The 18,985-nt window shown below is 60.3% G+C and carries 19 protein-coding genes; 10 read left to right on the top strand and 9 right to left on the bottom strand.

The features are described from left to right. Positions 1-24: 24 nt before the first annotated feature. Positions 25-1,362, bottom strand: a complete 1,338-nt coding sequence (locus QRN46_RS24230) for an MFS transporter (RefSeq protein ID WP_007958787.1) — start codon at positions 1,360-1,362, stop codon at positions 25-27. A gap of 273 nt (positions 1,363-1,635) precedes the next feature. On the opposite strand from QRN46_RS24230, the gene quiC reads away from it, so the two are divergent. After that, positions 1,636-3,537 (top strand): 3-dehydroshikimate dehydratase QuiC, encoded by a 1,902-nt coding sequence (gene quiC, locus QRN46_RS24225; protein WP_011336046.1) that lies wholly within the window; start codon positions 1,636-1,638, stop codon positions 3,535-3,537. Positions 3,538-3,639: 102 nt separating this feature from the next. Next, positions 3,640-4,317 carry a TetR/AcrR family transcriptional regulator gene (locus tag QRN46_RS24220; RefSeq protein WP_011336045.1) on the top strand — a complete coding sequence of 226 codons (678 nt, stop codon included), beginning with the start codon at positions 3,640-3,642 and terminating at the stop codon, positions 4,315-4,317. Between the two features lie 33 nt (positions 4,318-4,350). Here QRN46_RS24220 and QRN46_RS24215 read toward each other — a convergent pair whose 3' ends face one another. The 3 genes from QRN46_RS24215 to QRN46_RS24205 form a co-directional block, all read right to left on the bottom strand. Then, positions 4,351-5,205: a shikimate dehydrogenase gene (locus QRN46_RS24215; protein WP_011336044.1), complete on the bottom strand. Its 855-nt coding sequence runs from the start codon at positions 5,203-5,205 to the stop codon at positions 4,351-4,353. A gap of 5 nt (positions 5,206-5,210) precedes the next feature. After that, positions 5,211-5,651 carry a type II 3-dehydroquinate dehydratase gene (gene aroQ / locus QRN46_RS24210; RefSeq protein WP_011336043.1) on the bottom strand — a complete coding sequence of 147 codons (441 nt, stop codon included), beginning with the start codon at positions 5,649-5,651 and terminating at the stop codon, positions 5,211-5,213. A 142-nt stretch (positions 5,652-5,793) separates the two neighbouring features. Then, positions 5,794-6,705 carry a LysR family transcriptional regulator gene (locus tag QRN46_RS24205; protein WP_011336042.1) on the bottom strand — a complete coding sequence of 304 codons (912 nt, stop codon included), beginning with the start codon at positions 6,703-6,705 and terminating at the stop codon, positions 5,794-5,796. 201 nt (positions 6,706-6,906) lie between these two features. On the opposite strand from QRN46_RS24205, the gene QRN46_RS24200 reads away from it, so the two are divergent. After that, complete coding sequence (locus QRN46_RS24200; RefSeq protein WP_011336041.1) at positions 6,907-7,335, top strand: hypothetical protein; 429 nt, start codon at positions 6,907-6,909, stop codon at positions 7,333-7,335. Beyond that, positions 7,332-7,778 carry a hypothetical protein gene (locus tag QRN46_RS24195; RefSeq protein WP_011336040.1) on the top strand — a complete coding sequence of 149 codons (447 nt, stop codon included), beginning with the start codon at positions 7,332-7,334 and terminating at the stop codon, positions 7,776-7,778. The genes QRN46_RS24200 and QRN46_RS24195 overlap by 4 nt, the downstream gene beginning before the upstream one ends. 55 nt (positions 7,779-7,833) lie before the next feature. Here QRN46_RS24195 and trmA read toward each other — a convergent pair whose 3' ends face one another. Both trmA and QRN46_RS24185 read right to left on the bottom strand, forming a co-directional pair. After that, positions 7,834-8,913 (bottom strand): tRNA (uridine(54)-C5)-methyltransferase TrmA, encoded by a 1,080-nt coding sequence (gene trmA, locus QRN46_RS24190; protein WP_285357715.1) that lies wholly within the window; start codon positions 8,911-8,913, stop codon positions 7,834-7,836. Continuing rightward, positions 8,910-10,205, bottom strand: coding sequence for an NCS2 family permease (locus tag QRN46_RS24185; protein WP_064599583.1), 1,296 nt, complete (start codon positions 10,203-10,205; stop codon positions 8,910-8,912). The genes trmA and QRN46_RS24185 overlap by 4 nt, the downstream gene beginning before the upstream one ends. Before the next feature lie 219 nt (positions 10,206-10,424). Between QRN46_RS24185 and QRN46_RS24180 the strand changes: the two genes are divergently transcribed. Beyond that, positions 10,425-10,874, top strand: coding sequence for a DUF4879 domain-containing protein (locus QRN46_RS24180; RefSeq protein ID WP_041475613.1), 450 nt, complete (start codon positions 10,425-10,427; stop codon positions 10,872-10,874). Positions 10,875-10,941: 67 nt separating this feature from the next. Further along, on the top strand, positions 10,942-11,493 hold the full coding sequence (locus QRN46_RS24175) for a DJ-1 family glyoxalase III (RefSeq protein WP_011336036.1): 552 nt from the start codon (positions 10,942-10,944) through the stop codon (positions 11,491-11,493). Between the two features lie 5 nt (positions 11,494-11,498). On the opposite strand, the gene QRN46_RS24170 is transcribed toward QRN46_RS24175, so the two are convergent. Next, positions 11,499-12,737, bottom strand: coding sequence for an MFS transporter (locus tag QRN46_RS24170; protein WP_201818711.1), 1,239 nt, complete (start codon positions 12,735-12,737; stop codon positions 11,499-11,501). A 399-nt stretch (positions 12,738-13,136) separates the two neighbouring features. On the opposite strand from QRN46_RS24170, the gene QRN46_RS24165 reads away from it, so the two are divergent. Genes QRN46_RS24165 through QRN46_RS24155 form a run of 3 tightly spaced genes read left to right on the top strand, consistent with a single transcriptional unit; the run spans position 13,137 to position 15,809 of the window. Next, positions 13,137-14,573, top strand: a complete 1,437-nt coding sequence (locus QRN46_RS24165; RefSeq protein ID WP_011336034.1) for a cytochrome ubiquinol oxidase subunit I — start codon at positions 13,137-13,139, stop codon at positions 14,571-14,573. Positions 14,574-14,576: 3 nt separating this feature from the next. Continuing rightward, on the top strand, positions 14,577-15,584 hold the full coding sequence (gene cydB / locus QRN46_RS24160) for a cytochrome d ubiquinol oxidase subunit II (RefSeq protein ID WP_011336033.1): 1,008 nt from the start codon (positions 14,577-14,579) through the stop codon (positions 15,582-15,584). A gap of 57 nt (positions 15,585-15,641) precedes the next feature. Continuing rightward, a complete protein-coding gene (locus QRN46_RS24155) occupies positions 15,642-15,809 on the top strand; it encodes a DUF2474 domain-containing protein (protein ID WP_007950992.1) in 168 nt (55 codons plus the stop codon). A gap of 69 nt (positions 15,810-15,878) precedes the next feature. Here QRN46_RS24155 and QRN46_RS24150 read toward each other — a convergent pair whose 3' ends face one another. Together QRN46_RS24150 and QRN46_RS24145 are read right to left on the bottom strand one after the other, a co-directional pair. Then, positions 15,879-17,003 carry a methyltransferase gene (locus QRN46_RS24150; RefSeq protein WP_011336032.1) on the bottom strand — a complete coding sequence of 375 codons (1,125 nt, stop codon included), beginning with the start codon at positions 17,001-17,003 and terminating at the stop codon, positions 15,879-15,881. Positions 17,004-17,178: 175 nt separating this feature from the next. Further along, positions 17,179-17,886 (bottom strand): helix-turn-helix transcriptional regulator, encoded by a 708-nt coding sequence (locus QRN46_RS24145; RefSeq protein ID WP_011336031.1) that lies wholly within the window; start codon positions 17,884-17,886, stop codon positions 17,179-17,181. A gap of 304 nt (positions 17,887-18,190) precedes the next feature. Between QRN46_RS24145 and QRN46_RS24140 the strand changes: the two genes are divergently transcribed. Further along, positions 18,191-18,967, top strand: coding sequence for a ferredoxin--NADP reductase (locus QRN46_RS24140; RefSeq protein ID WP_011336030.1), 777 nt, complete (start codon positions 18,191-18,193; stop codon positions 18,965-18,967). Positions 18,968-18,985: the final 18 nt, after the last annotated feature.

The raw sequence follows: 18,985 nt of genomic DNA, 5'->3' as shown, positions 1-18,985 counted from the left end.
GGAAGGTTATTCAGTATTGGAAGGCTACTCAGTGACGGTAGGAATCTTGCGCGGTGCCATGAAGTACATCCAGGTCAGGGCAATGAAGTACATCGCCGGGATCAGAGTGAACAGCACGGTGTAGTTGTTGTTGGTGACGGTCAGGATGTGGCCGACGATCTGGGTCATGAACATCCCGCCGATCGCCGCGCACATGCCGCCGAAACCGAACACCGTGCTCATCATGTGCTTGGGCGTGTAGTCCATCACCAGGCTCCAGATGTTGGCGGTCCAGGCCTGATGCGCGCCGATGGCCAGGGAGATGGCGGCAACCGCGATCCACAGGTTGGCGGAGCCGGCGGCCATGACCACACCAATGATGCAGCAGGCGAACAGGAACATCGACAGCAGTCGAGCCTTGATCGAGTTCATGCCGCGACCGATCAGGAACGAAGACAGAATCCCGCCGCCCACGCTGCCGAAGTCGGCGGTGACGTAGATGATGATCAGCGGAATGCCCATCTGGGTGACGTTGATGCCCAGGTTGTATTGCTGATTGAGAAACGGCGGCAGCCAGTACAGGTAGAACCAGAACACCGGCGCGGTCAGCGAGTAGGCGAGGGCGAAGGCCCAGGTGCCGCGCATGCGCAGGATTTTCGAGAACGGCACGCGGGCCTGTTCCGGTTCGACTTCTTTCTGGATGTATTCCAGCTCCGACTGTTTCACGCTCGGGTGATCTTCAGGGTTGAAATACTTCAGGCCCCAGAACAGCAGCCAGATCCCGCCCAGCGCCGACATGCACAGGAACGCGGCCTGCCAGCCCCACACGTGAAGGATCAGTGGCAGCAGCATCGGAGTGAACATCGCACCGACGTTGGTGCCGGCGTTGAAGATGCCGGTGGCCACGGCGCGCTCGCCGGCCGGGAACCACAGGCGCGTGGTCTTTACGCAGGCCGGGTAGTTCGCCGCTTCAGTCAGGCCGAGGATGAACCGGCAGACCATGAAGCCCACCGCCGAGGTCGCCAGACCGTGGGCACCGGTGGCCAGGCTCCAGAGCAGCACCGCGCAGAAGAACACGCGCTTGACGCCGACCCGGTCGATCAGTCGTCCTTGCAGCACGAAGCCGATCGCGTAGCCGACCTGAAACCAGAAGTTGATGTTGGCGTAGTCCATCGCCGTCCAGCTCATTTCCTTGGCAAGGATCGGCTGCATGACGCCGAGGGCGGCGCGGTCGATGTAATTGAGGGTGGTGGCGAAAAACACCAGCGCCAGCATGCCCCAACGGGTCTTGCCGACGGCCATGGCGCCGCGGATCTTGTCGCCGATGCCACCCGTGGCAGTGCTCATGGCCGGAGCCATGCGGGAAGTCTGTGAAGGAATCATGTGTTCCACCCGTTTTTGGATTTGTTATTTGGTGTGCTTTTTTTGTGCACGCTGCGACCGGTGGTTCAGTTCCGGACTCAAGGTGAAAGGGATGTTGGGCAGTGGACGAAAAATCGTCAATTCGCCAAACCGGCATTGTGTTCGATAATCGCACGCAAAACTAACCGGGTAGTACAGTTTAAATTGCTCAATGAAAAACCGGGACCAATAATTCGCTCACCCTATAAAAGCGGCGCAATTTTCGTAGCCGACGTCTCCACCGGGAGTTGAAACATGCAGCGATCCATTGCCACCGTCTCCTTGAGCGGAACCCTGCCGGAAAAACTCGAAGCCATTGCCGCCGCCGGGTTCGACGGAGTGGAGATTTTCGAGAACGATCTTCTGTATTACGACGGCAGTCCCCGGGAAATCCGGCAGATGTGCGCCGACCTCGGGATTGCCATCACGCTGTTTCAACCGTTCCGCGATTTCGAAGGCTGCCGCCGCGATCGCCTGGAGCGCAACCTGGAGCGGGCCGAGCGCAAGTTCGACCTGATGCAGGAGCTGGGCACCGACCTGGTGCTGGTCTGCAGCAATGCCTCCCCCGACAGTCTCGGCGAGCAACAGATCCTCATCGACGACCTGCGCCTGCTGGCCGAACACGCGGGTGCCCGTGGCTTGCGCATCGGTTATGAAGCGCTGGCCTGGGGCCGTCACGTCAATACTTATCAACAGGTCTGGGACATCGTGCGTCAGGCCGATCACCCGGCCCTCGGCGTGTTGCTCGACAGCTTCCACACCTTGTCGCTCAAGGGCGATCCACGGGCGATCGCCGAGATTCCCGGTGACAAGATTTTCTTCGTGCAGATGGCCGATGCGCCGATCCTGGCGATGGACGTGCTGGAGTGGAGCCGGCATTTCCGCTGCTTCCCGGGGCAGGGCGAATTCGATCTGCCGGGCTTCCTCGCACCAATTATTCAGAGCGGCTACACCGGGCCGCTGTCGCTGGAAATCTTCAACGACGGCTTCCGCGCCGCACCGCCTCGCGCCAATGCGGCCGACGGTCTGCGTTCGCTGCTGTACCTGGAGGAGAAAACCCGCCAGCGTCTGGAGCAGGAAATCCGGCCTGTGGATAACCGCGACATCCTCTTCGAAACGCCGAAGGCCAGCGAATACAACGGCATCGAGTTTCTTGAGTTCGCCGTGGATGAAAGCCTCGGCGCCAAGCTGTCGAACTGGCTGGAACGGCTGGGTTTCGTCAAGGCTGGCCAGCATCGTTCCAAGAGCGTCAGCCTGTTGCGCCAGGGCGATATCAATCTGATCCTCAACTCTGAACCCTATTCGTTCGGTCACAGTTTTTTCGAGGCCCACGGCCCGTCGCTGTGCGCCACCGCCGTGCGGGTCAAGGACAGCGCCAGTGCGCTGGCCCGCGCCGTCGCCTATAAAGGTCAGCCGTATCGCGGACTGGTCGGCCCCAACGAACTGGAGCTGGCGGCGGTGCGTGCACCGGACGGCAGCCTGATTTATCTGGTGGATCAGGAGGCGGATGTCTACGGCACCGACTTCAATCTGCTGCCGGATGCGGTAGCGCGTGGCGGCCTCAAGCGCATCGATCACATGGCCATGGCGCTGCCGGCGGACAGCCTCGACAGTTGGGTGCTGTTCTACAAGAGCCTACTGGATTTCGAGGCCGACGATGAAGTGGTGCTGCCCGACCCGTACGGTCTGGTGAAAAGCCGTGCCCTGCGTAGCCGCGACAGTTCGATCCGTCTGCCGCTGAACATTTCCGAGAACCGCAACACCGCGATCTCACACGCGCTGTCGAGTTATCGCGGCTCCGGGGTGCATCACATTGCCTTCGATTGCGACGATATCTTCGCCGAAGTCAGTCGCGCGAAGGAGGCGGGCGTACCGCTGCTGGATATCCCGCTGAACTATTACGACGATCTGGCGGCGCGTTTCGATTTCGATGACGAGTTCCTCAGCGAGCTGGCGTACTACAACGTGCTGTACGACCGCGATGCGCAGGGCGGCGAGTTGTTCCACGTCTACACCGAGCCGTTCGAAGGGCGTTTCTTCTTCGAGATCATCCAGCGCAAGAACGGTTACGCCGGTTATGGCGCGGCCAACGTCGCGGTGCGGCTGGCGGCGATGGCCAAGTCACGCAGTGGTGCGGTTCGCCAGGCGAAGTTGTAGGAAATTCGTAAACGCGGGATTAAACACCGGCCGCGCGGCTTCCTTCACTGGGGCGCGCGGCCCATAATCGCCAGCCTGTGCAGTGATGGCCGTGAGCCCGCAATGACAATGACTTCAGAACTTCCCGCAGCTTCCGCTCTACCCGCGGTAGAGCCGCGCAAAAGTCGCAAGAACAACCCGGAAAAGACCCGCGAGAATATCCTGCAGGAGGCGATCGTCGAGTTCGTCCAGCAGGGGCTGTCCGGCGCTCGCGTCGATGCGATCGCCGAGCGCATCCACACCTCCAAGCGCATGATCTATTACTACTTCGGCAGCAAGGAGCAGTTGTACGTCGAGGTGCTGGAGAAGCTCTACGGCGATATCCGCAACACCGAGAACCGCCTGCACCTGGCTGAATTGCCGCCAGTGGAAGCGATCCGGCGTCTGGTGGAATTCACTTTCGATCACCACGATCGCAACGTCGATTTCGTGCGGATCGTCAGCATCGAAAACATCCACAACGCCGAGTACGTGAAGCGTTCCGACGCGATCAAGGCGATGAACAACACCATCCTCGATTCCCTGGGCGAGATTCTGCGTCGCGGTGCTGAAGAAGGCGTGTTCCGCGCCGGGCTCGACGCGCTGGACGTGCATCTGCTGATCAGTTCGTTCTGCTTCTATCGCGTATCGAACCGCCATACGTTCGGTGAGATCTTTCAGATCGACCTGCCGGACGAAAGCATCAAGCAGCGTCATCGCGAGATGATTTGCGAGTCGGTGCTGCGCTACCTGCAAGCGTGACTGAAGTCGAGGGGGCGTCGCCCCCTCACGGTTTTATCCATTCATGCTTTGAAAATGCGCGAGCATTCGCTGCGCATCCGGCACTCTGCCGCTGAACAGTTCAAACGCTTTCACCGCCTGAAATACCGCCATGTTGCCGCCGTCCAGGGTTCGGCAACCCAGGGCGCGGGCGTTGCGCAGTAGTTCGGTTTCCAGCGGGAAATACACGATCTCCGCTACCCACAACTCGGGTCGCAGCAATTCCGTCGGCACGGGCATGCCTGGCAATTTGGCCATGCCCATCGGCGTGGTGTTTACCAGGCCATTCGCCTGACTCAGTGTGCTCGCCAGATCATGCCCGGCAACCGCCCGGCCAGCGCCGAAATGCTGGTTGAGGTTGTTGGCCAGGCTTTCGGCGCGCTCCACGTCCACATCAAAAATGCTCAGTTGCTGTACGCCTTCGCTCAACAAGGCGTGGGCGACTGCCGCGCCTGCGCCACCGGCGCCCATCTGGACCACACGTTCGCGGGCGACGTCTGGCAGTCCGCGACGAAAACCTTCGGCAAAACCCAGGCAATCGGTGTTGTGGCCGACGCGTTTGCCGTCCTTCAGCACCACTGTGTTCACGGCGCCGATGCCTCGGGCTTCCGGGGACAATTCATCGAGCAGCGGGATGATTGCCTGCTTGCACGGGAAGGTGATGTTCAGCCCGGTGTAGTTCATCCGTTCGGCGGCCAGCAGCAGGTCGGGCAGGGCGTTGCTGTCCAGTTGCAGTTGATCGAGATCGATCAGCCGGTACAGGTAACGCAGGCCCTGTTCGTCACCTTCGTGTTCGTGCAGGGCCGGGGTGCGGGAGGCCTGGATGCCGGCACCGATCAGCCCGGCGAGTATCACGTTGTTGCGATTCATGCGGATCACCCCTTCAGCCGCTGGCTGAAATGTTCCAGGGCCAGGCGATAGCCGTGGCTGCCGAAGCCGCACATCACGGCGGTGGCGATGGCGGAGACGAACGAGTGATGACGGAACGGCTCGCGGGCGTGGACGTTGGACAGGTGCACTTCGATCACCGGCAATTCGCTGGCGACCAGAGCGTCGCGGATCGCGACCGAGGTGTGAGTCCAGGCGGCCGGGTTGATCACGATGCCGGCGCAGCGCTGGCGGGCGCCGTGAATCCAGTCGAGCAGTTCGCCTTCGTGGTTGGTCTGGCGAAACTCCACGGCCAGGCCGAATTCTTCGGCGGCGCGCCCGCACAGGGCAGAGATATCGGCCAGGGTTTCGTGACCGTAGGTCGCCGGTTCACGGGTGCCGAGCAGGTTCAGGTTCGGGCCGTTAAGCACCAGAACGATAGGGGGCATGGGGGGCAAACTCCACTTATTGTTTTTGGCTTGGGCCGAAGGTTTCGACCTGTGGAGTTAAATTGTACTAGATGGTTACTTTAATCAATTGCCCTGCATCGACGACCCGGTTTTGTGGGCGGTGATCGCACACTGATGCAATTCAGTGCGGCAACTGCTCCACCAGAAAATCGATGAAAGCCCTGACACGCAGCGGCATGTGGCGATTCTGCGGGTACAACAAGGTGAACGGCCGCGAGCGTCCGCTGTAGGGTTTGAGCACTTCTATCAGCGAGCCGTCGGCCAGTTCTTTTTCGACAATGAAGCGATAGGTCTGGAACAATCCGGCACCGTGCCTGGCCAGGGTCACGCCACCGAGCACATCGTCCGAGCAGCAGAAATTGCCCTCGGCGAGGATTTCCCGTGGCGTCTCTTCGTCGTAAAACAGCCAGGTGATCCGCCGCCCGTTGCTGGGTAATTCGTACTGGATGCACTCGTGCTGTTCGAGGTCTTCGAGGGTCTGCGGCGTGCCGGCGCGTTTGAGGTAATCGGGGCTGGCAACCATCACCAGCGCCGCATCTTCCAGGTGGCGGGCGATCAGGCCGGAATCGGGAATCGCCCGCACGCGGATCGCCATGTCGTAGCCCTCGCCGACGAAGTCGATGTTGCGGTTGCTGATGTGCATGTCCACCTTCACCTGCGGGAAGCGCGCGCGAAAGGCCGGCAGCAGCGGCAGGATTCGGTGATGGGCGTAGGTCGTAGGAATACTGATACGCAGGGTGCCGGACGGTTCCTGCTGCTGGCCCATGACTTCCCGCTGCGCCTCGACCAGTTGTGCCAGCGCCTGACTGCATTCTTCGTAATAGCGCCGGCCGCTGTCGGTCAGTTTCACGCTGCGGGTGGTACGCGCGAACAGCCGCACGCCCAGGCGTTCCTCCATGCGGGATACCGAGCGGCTCACCGCTGCCGGCGTCACCGAAGCCGCCTGCGCCGCGCCGGTGAAACTGCCGCACTCGGCGGCCAGGCAAAACAGCTCGATGCTGCCCAGCTGAAGATCGTCGAAGTGTCTCTGCATGATTGATTACGCCGGGGAATGAGTCTTCGTATGTAGCAAATGCGTGGCCGCTGCGAAAGAACTGCTTACCATTTTGCGCGCGGCTTTTGCGGCTCCCGCACTAGGCTCGAAAGGTAACGGCCACAACAGGCGTTGGCGCCGATGGTCGGATTTGCCAGGGAATGGCAAGTGTTGAAACTTTAAACCTAACGGATGGGTAGCATGAAGGTATGCAGTTACAAAGGACTGTCAGTGGTGATCATGTTGCATGACGAACATTGTCCGCCCCACGCACATGTGGATGCAGGCGCCTGGAGCGCCCGCTTCAAATTCAGTTTCTGGCACAACGGCGTTGAACTGTGGGATGTGCTGCCGTTGTCGCATCGACCGCCGGTCAGCCTGCTTGAAGGGCTGCGCCAGTCGCTGCGTGAAACCGATCATCTGCGGCGGGCGCGCTGGATCTGGTGGACTCGGTTGCGAACGGCCTGTCTCGACAATCAATGGTGGGACGGGCAGTCGAATCAGGTGGCGGTGCTGCGGGAAGTCACCAGCACGAGTTTCAGGATTGGCTCGGCGTATTACGAGCCGGAGGTCAACAAAACCCTGTTGGCCCTGGTCGGCGCCAACGAAGGAGTGGAAATAGAATTATGAAAACAGTCAAAGCCACGCTGCACGCGGATCGACCCGTCACGGAAAAGCGTCTGGACGAAGCGGTCGACCGTGGTGGCGTGCGCCGACGCAGCAGCCTGCAAGCCGTGTCGGTGGCCTTTCAGAAACCGTGTCTGATTATCCACTTCGAAGACAACAGTGGCGTGCTGCTCCCAGTGAATCTCTACCGGGAATTCGATGATTTCGAACCGGAAGACTTCACTGGATTGAACGTTGGCTTTGCCGGCACAGCGCTCTGCCACGACGGCAAGGATTTGCAGGTTTCCATCGCCGGCATGATCTCGGCCAGTCAGCCACTGATGGCCATGGCAGCCTCGGTGATCGCCTCCCGCAATGGTCGCCAGAGCAGCACTGCGAAAGCTGAAGCTGCACGGGCCAACGGCAGGAAGGGCGGGCGTCCGCGCAAGATCGATCCCGTGCCATGAACAGGCACAAAAAAGCCGTCGATGAGGACGGCTTTCTTGTTTCTGGCACCTGCGATCAACGTCGGGTCAGCAGCACGCCGGATTCCATGTGGTGAGTCCACGGGAACTGGTCGAACAGTGCGCAGCGGGTGATGCGGTGCGTGTCGTGCAGTTGGGCAATGTTGGCCGCCAGCGTTTCCGGGTTGCAGGAGATGTACAGGATGTTGTCGAAGCGCCGGGTCAGCTCGCAGGTGTCCGGGTCCATGCCGGCCCGTGGCGGGTCGACGAACACGCTGCCGAATTCGTAGCTTTTCAGATCGATGCCGTGCAGGCGACGGAACGGGCGAACTTCGTTCAGGGCTTCGGTCAGCTCTTCGGCGGACAGGCGCACCAGGGTGACGTTATCCACAGCGTTTTCGGCCAGGTTGCTCAGTGCGGCGTTGACCGAAGTCTTGCTGATTTCGGTGGCCAGCACTTTGCGCACGCGGGTTGCCAGCGGCAGGGTGAAGTTGCCGTTGCCGCAATAAAGCTCCAGCAGATCGTCGCTGCGATCGCCCAGTGCTTCGTAGGCCCAGTTGAGCATCTTCTGGTTGACGGTGCCGTTGGGCTGGGTGAACGCGCCTTCCGGTTGGCGATAGCTGAAGGTGCGACCGCCGACGTCGAGTTTCTCGACCACGTAGTCGAGGCCGAGCACTTCGCGCTTGCCCTTGGAGCGACCGATGATGCTGACGCCCAGATCCGCCGTCAGTTTGGTGGCCGCCGCGTGCCAGTGCTCGTCCAGCGGACGGTGATAGCACAGGGTGATCATTGCGTCGCCGGCCAGGGTGGTCAGAAACTCCACCTGGAACAGCTTGTGGCTCAGTGCTGCACTGGCCTGCCACGCCGCCTTCAATTGCGGCATCAACTGGTTGATGCGCAGGCTGGCGATCGGGAACTCTTCGATCAGGATCGGCGTGCGTTTGTCGTCCTGCGAGAACATCGCGTAATGCCGCTCACCCCCCTCGCGCCACAGGCGGAATTCGGCGCGCAGGCGGAAGTTCTGCAGCGGCGAGTCGAACACCGTCGGCTCCGGTGCATCGAACGGGGCCAGCAGGTCACGCAGGCGCGTGACCTTGTCTTCGAGTTGTGCGGCGTAGGCCTGGGAATCAAAAGTCATGCGTTGAACCAACCCAGCTTGATCACGAACAGAATCGACAGGATCACCAGCGCCGGGTTCAGCTCACGGGCGCGGCCGGACAGCAGTTTGATCGCAGTCCAGGCGATGAAGCCGAAGGCGATGCCGTTGGCGATGGAATAGGTGAAAGGCATCGCCAGGGCGGTGACCACGACCGGCGCGGCGACGGTGATGTCTTCCCAGTCTATTTCCGCCAGGCCCGAAGTCATCAACACGGCGACGAACAGCAGCGCTGGTGCGGTGGCGAAGGCCGGTACGCTGGCGGCCAGCGGCGAGAAGAACAGCGCCAGCAGGAACAGGATTGCGACGACGATGGCGGTCAGGCCGGTGCGGCCGCCGGCACTCACGCCCGCAGCGGATTCGATGTAGCTGGTGGTGGTCGAGGTGCCCAGCAGCGAACCGGCCATTGCCGCGGTGCTGTCAGCGATCAGCGCACGGCCCATTTTCGGCATGTGGCCGTCCTTGCCCATCAGGCCTGCGCGCTTGGCGACGCCGATCAGGGTGCCGGAGTTGTCGAACAGGTCGACGAACAGGAAGGCGAAAATCACGCTGACCAGACCGATGTCCAGAGCGCCCTTGATGTCCAGTTGCAGGAAGGTCGGGGCCAGCGAAGGCGGCATCGACGTCACGCCGCCGAACGGGGTGAAGCCCATCACGATGGAAACGATGGTCACCGCCAGAATGCCGATCAGCACCGCGCCGCGCACTTTCAGGGCTTCAAGGGCAACGATCAGGGCGAAACCGAGGGTGGCGAGGATCGGGGCCGGTTGTTTCAGGTCACCGAGGCCGACCATGGTCGCCGGGTTGCTGACCACGATGCCGGCGTTGTGCAGGGCGATCAGTGCCAGAAACAGGCCGATACCGGCGGCAATCGCCGAGCGCAGCGGCAGCGGGATGCTGTTGATGATCCACTCACGGATGCGGAAGATCGACAGCAGGAAGAAGCACACCGCCGAAATGAACACCGCGCCCAGCGCCACTTGCCAGGTGTGGCCCATGTGCAGCACGACGGTGTAGGTGAAGAAGGCGTTCAGGCCCATGCCCGGCGCGAGGGCGATCGGGTAGTTGGCGATCAGGCCCATGACCGTGGAACCGATGGCGGCTGCCAGACACGTGGCGACGAACACCGCGCCCTTGTCCATGCCGGTCTCGCCGAGGATGCTCGGGTTGACGAACAGAATGTAGGCCATGGCCAGGAAGGTCGTGACGCCCGCCAGAATCTCGGTCCGCACGTTGGTGTTGTGTGCCTTGAGTTGAAACAGCCTTTCCAGCATGTCTGCTCCCCGTGGCGCGCGTGGCGCCGTGAATGTATCGACCTCAACAGCAAAGCACAGACCGTCGCAAGCGCCTGGAAAATTGTGGTGGGCCGGAAAAAGCCGCGCATCATACCAGCAGCGTGAGGAAGATGGCGGATGTTGGTGTCGATCGTCGGCGAAGTTTTGCACCACGGCCAAGTACGCCATACTGCGCGCTGTTTTTCGGGGATGAATCGCATGAACAAGGGTTGGACCAACACTGCCGGACTGATGGCCTTGCTGCTGACCGGTGTACCGGCGGTATTCGCGGCGTCGGCACCGCCATTGAGCGAGGTGAAAGTCATCAAGGTTCAGTCGTCGTCCTGCGGGCTCGAAGACATTACCGATGGCCAGGTGCAGACCCGTTGCGATCACAGCGCGCCGGGCATCAAGGTGTACGTGCTGGAAATCGGCTACGGCCAGAGTCAGCCTCAGGCGGCGCTGGACGGTTTCGAAGTGAATGGCACCCGGAGTCCGGTCTGTGCCTTCGATAACGGCAACCTGACCGAGTGCACGCCCGGCAGCAAAACCGTCGGCTCGCTGTATACCTTCGATCTGGCGGCCCGTCAGGAAGGTACCTTTACCTTCAGCAACACGTCGATCAACGCCCCGCGCAACACGATGTCGACCCAGCTTTACATCAAGTAACGGCTGTCGCCGAACAGGGCAGGGCAAAGCTGACTACGCTTTAAAGACCACCCAGCGGAAAGCGCCCATGACCTATAGAGCCCTGATTACCCTCGCCGAGGGCATCGATGATCTGCAATGCGTGACCCTGATCGACGTGCTGCGCCGCGCCGGCATCGAAGTAGTGGCGGCCAGCATCGAGGGCCGGCGCATGCTGACCTGCGCCCGAGGCACGCGATTGACCGCCGACGGCATGCTCATTGATGTGCTGGCCCAGACCTTCGACCTGATTGTCCTGCCCGGTGGTGCCGTCGGTGCGCAACACTTGGCCGCGCACCAGCCTCTGCAACAATTGCTCAAGGACCAGGCCAGCGCCGGACGCCTGTTCGCCGCCATCGCCGAAGCCCCGGCCGTCGCCCTGCAAAGCTTCGGTGTATTACGTCAACGCCGGATGACCTGCCTGCCCGTCAGCAGTCATAACCTTTCCGGTTGCACGTTTGTTGATCAACCTGTGGTGGTCGACGGTAATTGCATCACCGCCCAGGGCTCCGGCGCCGCGCTTGCGTTTGCGCTGACACTGGTCGAGCAACTGGCGGGCAAGGCCGTCAGAGCGAAGGTGGCGGGGGAGTTGCTGGCCTGAGAGCGTCAGGCCTTCACCTCTTCCACCGGCACATGCATCCGGTCGCGGTTGGCCAGGGTCGGGAACAGTTTGATCCAGGTTCCGGTCACCACCAGCGTGCCGATGCCGCCCATCACCACCGCCGGCACGGTGCCGAACCAATGCGCGGTGAGACCGGACTCGAATTCGCCCAACTGGTTTGAGGCACCGATGAACAGGCCGTTCACCGCGCTGACCCGGCCGCGCATTTCGTCCGGGGTTTCCAGTTGCACGAACGAGGCGCGGATCACCATGCTGATCATGTCCGCCGCGCCCAGCACCGCAAGTACCGCCAGGGAAAACCAGAACGAGGTCGACAGACCGAAGGCGATGGTTGCCACGCCGAATACACCGACGGCGGTGAACATTACTCGACCGACGTTTCGCTCGACGGCAAACCGCGCCAGGAACAGCGACATCATCAGTGCGCCAACCGCCGGCGCCGAGCGCAGCAACCCCAGCCCCCACGGCCCGGTCAGCAGGATGTCCTTGGCGAACACCGGCAACAGCGCCGTGGCGCCACCCAGCAACACGGCGAACAGATCCAGCGAAATCGCCCCGAGAATGTCCGGGCGGCTGCGGATAAAGCGAATCCCCGCCAGCAACGAGTCCAGCGTCGCCTTGCCCTTGTTCAGCGGGGTTTGCCGGGCCGGCAGGTTGAGCATCAGCGTGCAGGCGATGACATACAGAATCACCGTCGGCCCGTAGACCCACACGCTGCCGAAGGCATAAAGCAGACCGCCGAGCGCCGGGGCGACGATGGTGGCCGATTGCTGTGCAGATTGCGCGGCGGCGACTGCACGCGGGAACAGCGCACTGGGTACGATGCTCGGCAGCAGCGCTTGAGTGGTCGGCATTTCGAACGAGCGTGCGGCGCCGAGCAGGAACGCCAGGATAAAGATCATTTCCCGGGTGACATGATCGGTTGCACTGCCGATGGCCAATGCCAGCGCGATCAGGGCCTGCAACGACTGGCAGATCGCCGCGACTCTGCGTCGGTCGTAGCGATCGGCAACGTGGCCGGTGTGCAGCATGAACAAGACCCGTGGTGCGAATTCCACCAACCCGACCAGACCCAGGTCGAGCACATTGCCGGTCAATTGATAGAGGTTCCAGCCGATCGCCACGGTGAGCATCTGAAAACCACTGGCGGTGAAGATCCGGGCAAACCAGAACGCAAGAAAGGGACGGTGGTGACGTAACAGCAAGGGCTCTTGGCTGGGCATTTGCGGGCCGGTCGTGATCGAGGGGAACCGCGAGATTATCACCAGTCTGTAACAGGAAGTTGCTATGACAGAAAATTTAGTTAGCCAGACATCGATTTTTCTGCGCCGTGGCGCGAAACCCGGCCACCGATGTATTTCAGGGCGTTGCCGTGACTGTGAGGCAACTTGTCACGCGGCAAAAGACCACGCGGTTTCCCGTCGGAAATGGGACTACTCTTTCTACGTTGATTGATCCAGATCAAGACCTTTCGTGGAAACGATCGCGGACCCGTCGGCAGACTCCCTGCGTCGCGATGCCTGTAAAAAGAAGAACGAATCCGAGTTCGCCGCACTCCATACCCGTGGGGGCAGTGGTTCAAGGCCGCCAGTCCTGGACCGTTATCTGATAGAGGAAAGCTTATGTTCGGTTTAGAGGCCCTGGATCTCGCCCGAATTCAGTTCGCATTCACCATCTCGTTCCACATCCTGTTCCCGGCGATCACCATCGGTCTTGCGAGCTATCTCGCGGTGCTGGAAGGCCTGTGGCTGAAAACCGGCAACGACACCTACCGTGATCTTTATCACTTCTGGTCGAAGATCTTTGCCGTCAACTTCGGCATGGGCGTGGTCTCGGGCCTGGTCATGGCTTACCAGTTCGGCACCAACTGGAGTCGCTTCTCGGACTTCGCCGGCTCCGTTACCGGGCCGTTGCTGACGTATGAAGTGCTCACGGCGTTCTTCCTCGAAGCCGGTTTCCTCGGGGTGATGCTGTTCGGCTGGAACAAGGTCGGGCGCGGCCTGCACTTTTTCTCCACGGTGATGGTCGCCATCGGCACACTGATTTCGACCTTCTGGATTCTCGCTTCCAACAGCTGGATGCAGACCCCGCAGGGCTTCGAGATCGTCAACGGTCAGGTCATTCCAACCGACTGGCTGGCAATTGTCTTCAACCCATCGTTCCCCTATCGCCTGATGCACATGGCGACCGCAGCGTTCGTCGCAACGGCGTTCTTCGTCGGTTCGTCAGCGGCCTGGCACCTGCTGCGCGGCAAGGACAACCCGGCGATCCGCACCATGCTGTCGATGGCGATGTGGATGGCGTTGATCGTTGCGCCGATCCAGGCTGTCATCGGCGACTTCCACGGCCTCAACACCCTCGAGCATCAGCCAGCGAAAATCGCTGCGATCGAAGGCCACTGGGAAAACGTCGGCGACGAAGCGACACCGCTGATTCTGTTCGGCTGGCCGGACATGAAGGAAGAAAAAACCAAGTTCGCTGTCGAGATTCCATACCTCGGCAGCCTGATCCTGACCCACTCGCTGGACAAGCAAGTCCCGGCGCTCAAGGAGTTCCCGCCAGAAGACCGGCCGAATTCCACCATCGTGTTCTGGTCGTTCCGGATCATGGTCGGCCTCGGCTTCCTGATGATCTTCACCGGTCTGTGGAGTTTGTGGCTGCGCAAGCGTGACTCGCTCTACACCTCGCGGCCGTTCCTGTACCTGGCGTTGTGGATGGGGCCGTCCGGTCTGATCGCGATCCTGGCGGGCTGGTTCACCACTGAAATCGGTCGTCAGCCGTGGGTGGTCTACGGGCTGATGCGCACGGCGGACGCGTCTTCCAACCACAGTTTCATGCAGATGAGCATCACGCTGATCATGTTCGTGGTGGTGTACTTCGCGCTGTTCGGTGCGGGTCTGGGCTACATGATGCGTCTGGTGCGCAAAGGACCGAAGACCGACGAAGGCAAGGAAACCAACGAAGGTGGTCCTGGCCAGAAACGTACGCCGGCCCGTCCGTTGTCCGCTGCCGACGACGATGGTGCCGAACACGACCGCAGCCTGACCAAGGAGATTTGAGTCATGGGTATTGATCTTCCGCTGATCTGGGCCGTGATCATCATCTTCGGCATCATGATGTACGTGGTCATGGACGGTTTCGATCTGGGGATCGGGATTCTCTTTCCGTTCATCCCCGGCAAGACCGACCGCGACGTGATGATGAACACCGTCGCCCCGGTGTGGGACGGCAACGAAACCTGGCTGGTACTGGGCGGCGCTGCGTTGTTCGGCGCCTTCCCGTTGGCTTATTCAGTGGTGTTGTCGGCGCTGTACCTGCCGCTGATTTTCATGCTGATCGGGCTGATCTTCCGTGGCGTGGCGTTCGAGTTCCGCTTCAAGGCCAAGGACGACAAGCGTCACCTGTGGGACAAGGCATTCATCGGTGGTTCGATTGCCGCAACGTTTTTCCAGGGTGTGGCGCTGGGCGCGTTCATCGATGGTCTGCCAGTGGTCAACCGGCAATATGCCGGCGGTTCACTGGACTGGCTGACGCCGTTCACGCTGTTCTGCGGCGCCGCACTGGTGGTGGCGTATGCCTTGCTCGGCTGCACCTGGCTGATCATGAAGACCGAAGGCAAGTTGCAGGAACAGATGCATGACCTGGCGCGACCTTTGGCCTTCGTGCTGTTGGCGGTGATCGGTGTCGTCAGTCTGTGGACGCCGCTGGCCCATCCGGAAATTGCGACGCGCTGGTTCAGCATGCCGAATCTGTTCTGGTTCATGCCGGTGCCGATTCTGGTGCTGGTGACGATGTACGGTCTGATTCGCGCGGTGGCACGCAATGCCAACTACATGCCGTTCCTGCTGACCCTGGTGCTGATCTTCCTCGGCTACAGCGGTCTGGGCATCAGCCTGTGGCCGAACATCGTGCCGCCGTCGATCTCGATCTGGGACGCCGCCGCACCACCGCAAAGCCAGGGCTTCATGCTGGTGGGCACGCTGTTCATCATCCCGTTCATCCTGGGTTACACCTTCTGGAGCTATTACGTGTTCCGCGGCAAGGTCACCCATGAAGACGGTTATCACTAAGGGTGATCACGATGGCGCCGACAGCGGCGCCATCTCCCTCAACCGGAGGATGCAAGCATGACCGGCAAACATTCCCTGCACGACATTGAAGAAGCCGAAAAAAAGCCGCTGTGGCAGCGGCTCGGCTGGTTGGCCATGATCTGGGTCGGCAGCGTCGGTGCATTGTTCATCGTCGCCAGCCTGATGCGCATGTTCATGAATGCAGCAGGCCTGACCACGCACTAAGACTTCCCATCCCGCTGCCTTGCGGCACGGATTTTTAACCCTCCGACCGGAGGGTTTTTTTTGCCCGGATTATTTGCGTGCCTTGAGGATCACGAATTTCGGCGTGGCCGCGACCTGCTCGACACCCCGGAACAGTCGCGCCAGTTTGCTGTGATAACCCAGGTGACGGTTGCCGACGATGTACAGCGCACCACCGACGACCAGTGCTTCGCGGGCCTGCTGGAACATGCGCCAGGCAAGGAAGTCGCCGACCACCTGTTGCTGGTGAAACGGCGGGTTGCACAGCACCACATCCAGCGATTGCGCTTCCTGTCCGGCAAGGCCGTCGCCTGCGCGCACGATCGCTTCACGTTCACCCAGCGCCGCGCGCCAGTTTTCGGCCGCCGACTGCACGGCCATGAACGATTCGTCCACCAGCGTGTAATGCGCATCTGGGTTTTGCAGGGCGCTGGCGATGGCCAGTACGCCGTTACCGCAGCCTAGGTCGGCGACCCCTGCCGCGCCGAGGTTTTTCGGCAGGTGCGGAAGGAAGGCACGGGTGCCGATGTCCAGCCCTTCACGGCAGAACACGTTGGCATGGTTGAGCAGTTCGATGGCCGGCTCGTCGAGGCGATAACGGGTCGGGTAGGGCGAGACAGCGGGTGCCTTCGCCTCGGGCGTGGCGATCAGCAAGCGTGCCTTCTTCACCGCCAGCGAAGCCTGAACCGGGCCGATATAGCGTTCCAGCAGATCACCGGCGGCGCGGGGCAGATGTTTGACCATGGCTGCGGCGACCACTTGCGCGCCGGGCGCCAATTGGCCTTGCAGGCGAATCAGTTGTTCTTCCAGCAGTGCCAGGGTTTTCGGAACGCGGATCAGCACCCGGTCAAATGGCCCGACCAACGGCTCGCTGGCGGGAATGCCGCGCAGCGCATCGAATGCCTGACCATTGCGCAGCAGGTTTTTTTCAAGGCCTTGAAACGCCAGGAACGAATCGCCGCTGGTGCTGACCTGCACGTTGCCTGACAGGCTGATGGCCAGCGCGCCGAAACTGTCGTTGAGCACCAGAACCCGTGTCTCGATCGGCAGATTCTGTTCGGCCAGATGATTGAGCAGGTATTCGTCGGCTGCGTCGAAGGCTTGCAGCGGTTCGTTCTGCTGTTCGGGCTGGCGGATCAGATCAAGCTGGGCGAAGGGCGTATCGAGCAAAGGCATGGGGCGGGGACTCTGGGTAATCGACGGGTGTCCCGCGGCCCAGGGTTTAGTGCGGCGGAACCAACCGAGTGCACTGCGACGTGAACGCTCACGACATCACTCAGGAAGGCTGCAAATGGTACTTTTTTTTTGTTGGCAATACTCGTCTGATTTCACTGCGAGGGTTGAACGAGGTCTAGAGGAATCCGAGCTTGGAAGCCTTGACGATGGCTGACATCTTGTTGCACGCGTTGAGTTTAACGATCAGATTTTTGATGTGATAGTTCACGGTCCGCTCGGCCACATTCAGAATCTGACCGATTTCCCAGGCGGTCTTGCCATAGGCGCACAGCCTGACAATTTCCAGCTCTCGAGTAGACAGGCGCACGGGAGGCGGTTTGGCCGGCACTGGCGGTAGTGCATGGACGAATAATTCACTCAAGTGCTGCGTGATGAAATGCATGACGCCGTATTGATCGTAGAGTTCCAGTGCGAAGATTTCGCTTTGGGGACGTGCCAGACTGATTGTGCAGCACAGGTCATTTTCTTCGTTGAGATACGATTGCGACCAGCCATGTTCCATTCCGTGATTTCGAAGTGCATTCCACATTTGCGGTGCTTTCGAGAAGGCTTTTCTGTTCCAGAGAAATGGCAACATGGATTGGTGGCAGTATGATGTTATTGGGTCCTCTTCACTGTAGTTATTCTCGTATTCTTCGTTCCACGCTTTAGTGAAGTTATTGATATGGAACGGTTTGAATGACGGGGACTCAGGTCGCGAGACTTGAATGCCGCAAAACTGGAAACCTATGTTATTGGCAAACGTTCTCAAAATCGGGAATGCACTCTCGATTTCCTTCGCGCGCGTAAGCTGTTTTATCTGGTACTCCTTCCACCTATCCATTTTTTAGTTCTCCAGGAGCTGGTTCGCAGGGGGGGGGGGATTGGATCCAAGATCCCCGACACGAAATCCAGTGTAGGACGCTTCCTGCAAAGTGTTTAAACTTTTTTGCTCTTGAAGAGGCGGGTTATAGAGAATATCCATAACCGGATTTTATATGTGAGGGTTCATATAAAGATCTTTAATGCTCACACTAATTGATTGAATTTTTTCAGAGTGATAGCACTATGGAATGTCATTACAAACTGTCGGTGTTCCCGCGAGGACTAATGCGTAACACTTGAGTCATTGTTGATGGAGTAAATCGATGACCGCCAGCAGCGAAAAATTCAGCCGCCAGACACTGCTCGATGTGCAACCACTGACCCCGAACCTGTTCACGCTGCGTACCACGCGGGATACAGGTTTCCGCTTCCGTGCCGGACAATTTGCCCGGATCGGCGTGACGCGCGAGGATGGAAGTACGGTGTGGCGCGCCTACTCGATGGTGTCTTCGCCGTTCGACGAATTTCTTGAATTCTTTTCCATCGTGGTGCCGGGTGGTGAATTCACCAGTGAACTGAGCCGGCTGAAAGCCGGGGATACCTTGCTGATCGAGCGCCAGGCCTTTGGTTATCTGACGCTGGATCGCTTCATTGATGGCCGCGATCTCTGGCTGTTATCCACCGGCACAGGCGTGGCGCCGTTTCTGTCGATCCTTCAGGACTTCGAGGTCTGGGAGAAGTTTGAACGAATCATTCTGGTCTACAGCGTGCGAGAGGCGCGGGAACTGGCTTATCAGCAGCTGATTGCCGAGCTGACTCAGCGTGACTACCTGGCTGAATATGCTCATAAGTTCCAGTTCATCCCGGTGGTTACCCGTGAACCGTATGCCGGCGCCCTCAACGGGCGCATCACCACGCTGATCGAAAATGGCGAGCTGGAGAATAGGGCAGGCGTGGAGCTGACGCCGGCGCATTCGCGAGTCATGCTTTGCGGTAACCCGCAGATGATCGATGACACCCGGGCCCTGCTCAAGCAACGTGGCATGGCCTTGAGTCTGACCCGGCGACCGGGGCAGGTCGCGGTGGAAAACTACTGGTAAGAAAACGGCGCCCTCAGG

This window comes from Pseudomonas sp. lyk4-R2A-10, from assembly GCF_030209075.1.
GTDB classification, from domain to species: Bacteria; Pseudomonadota; Gammaproteobacteria; order Pseudomonadales; family Pseudomonadaceae; genus Aquipseudomonas; species Aquipseudomonas glycinae.
Note: the sequence above shows the minus strand (reverse complement) of the source record. Positions and strands in the feature narration are given on the sequence as shown.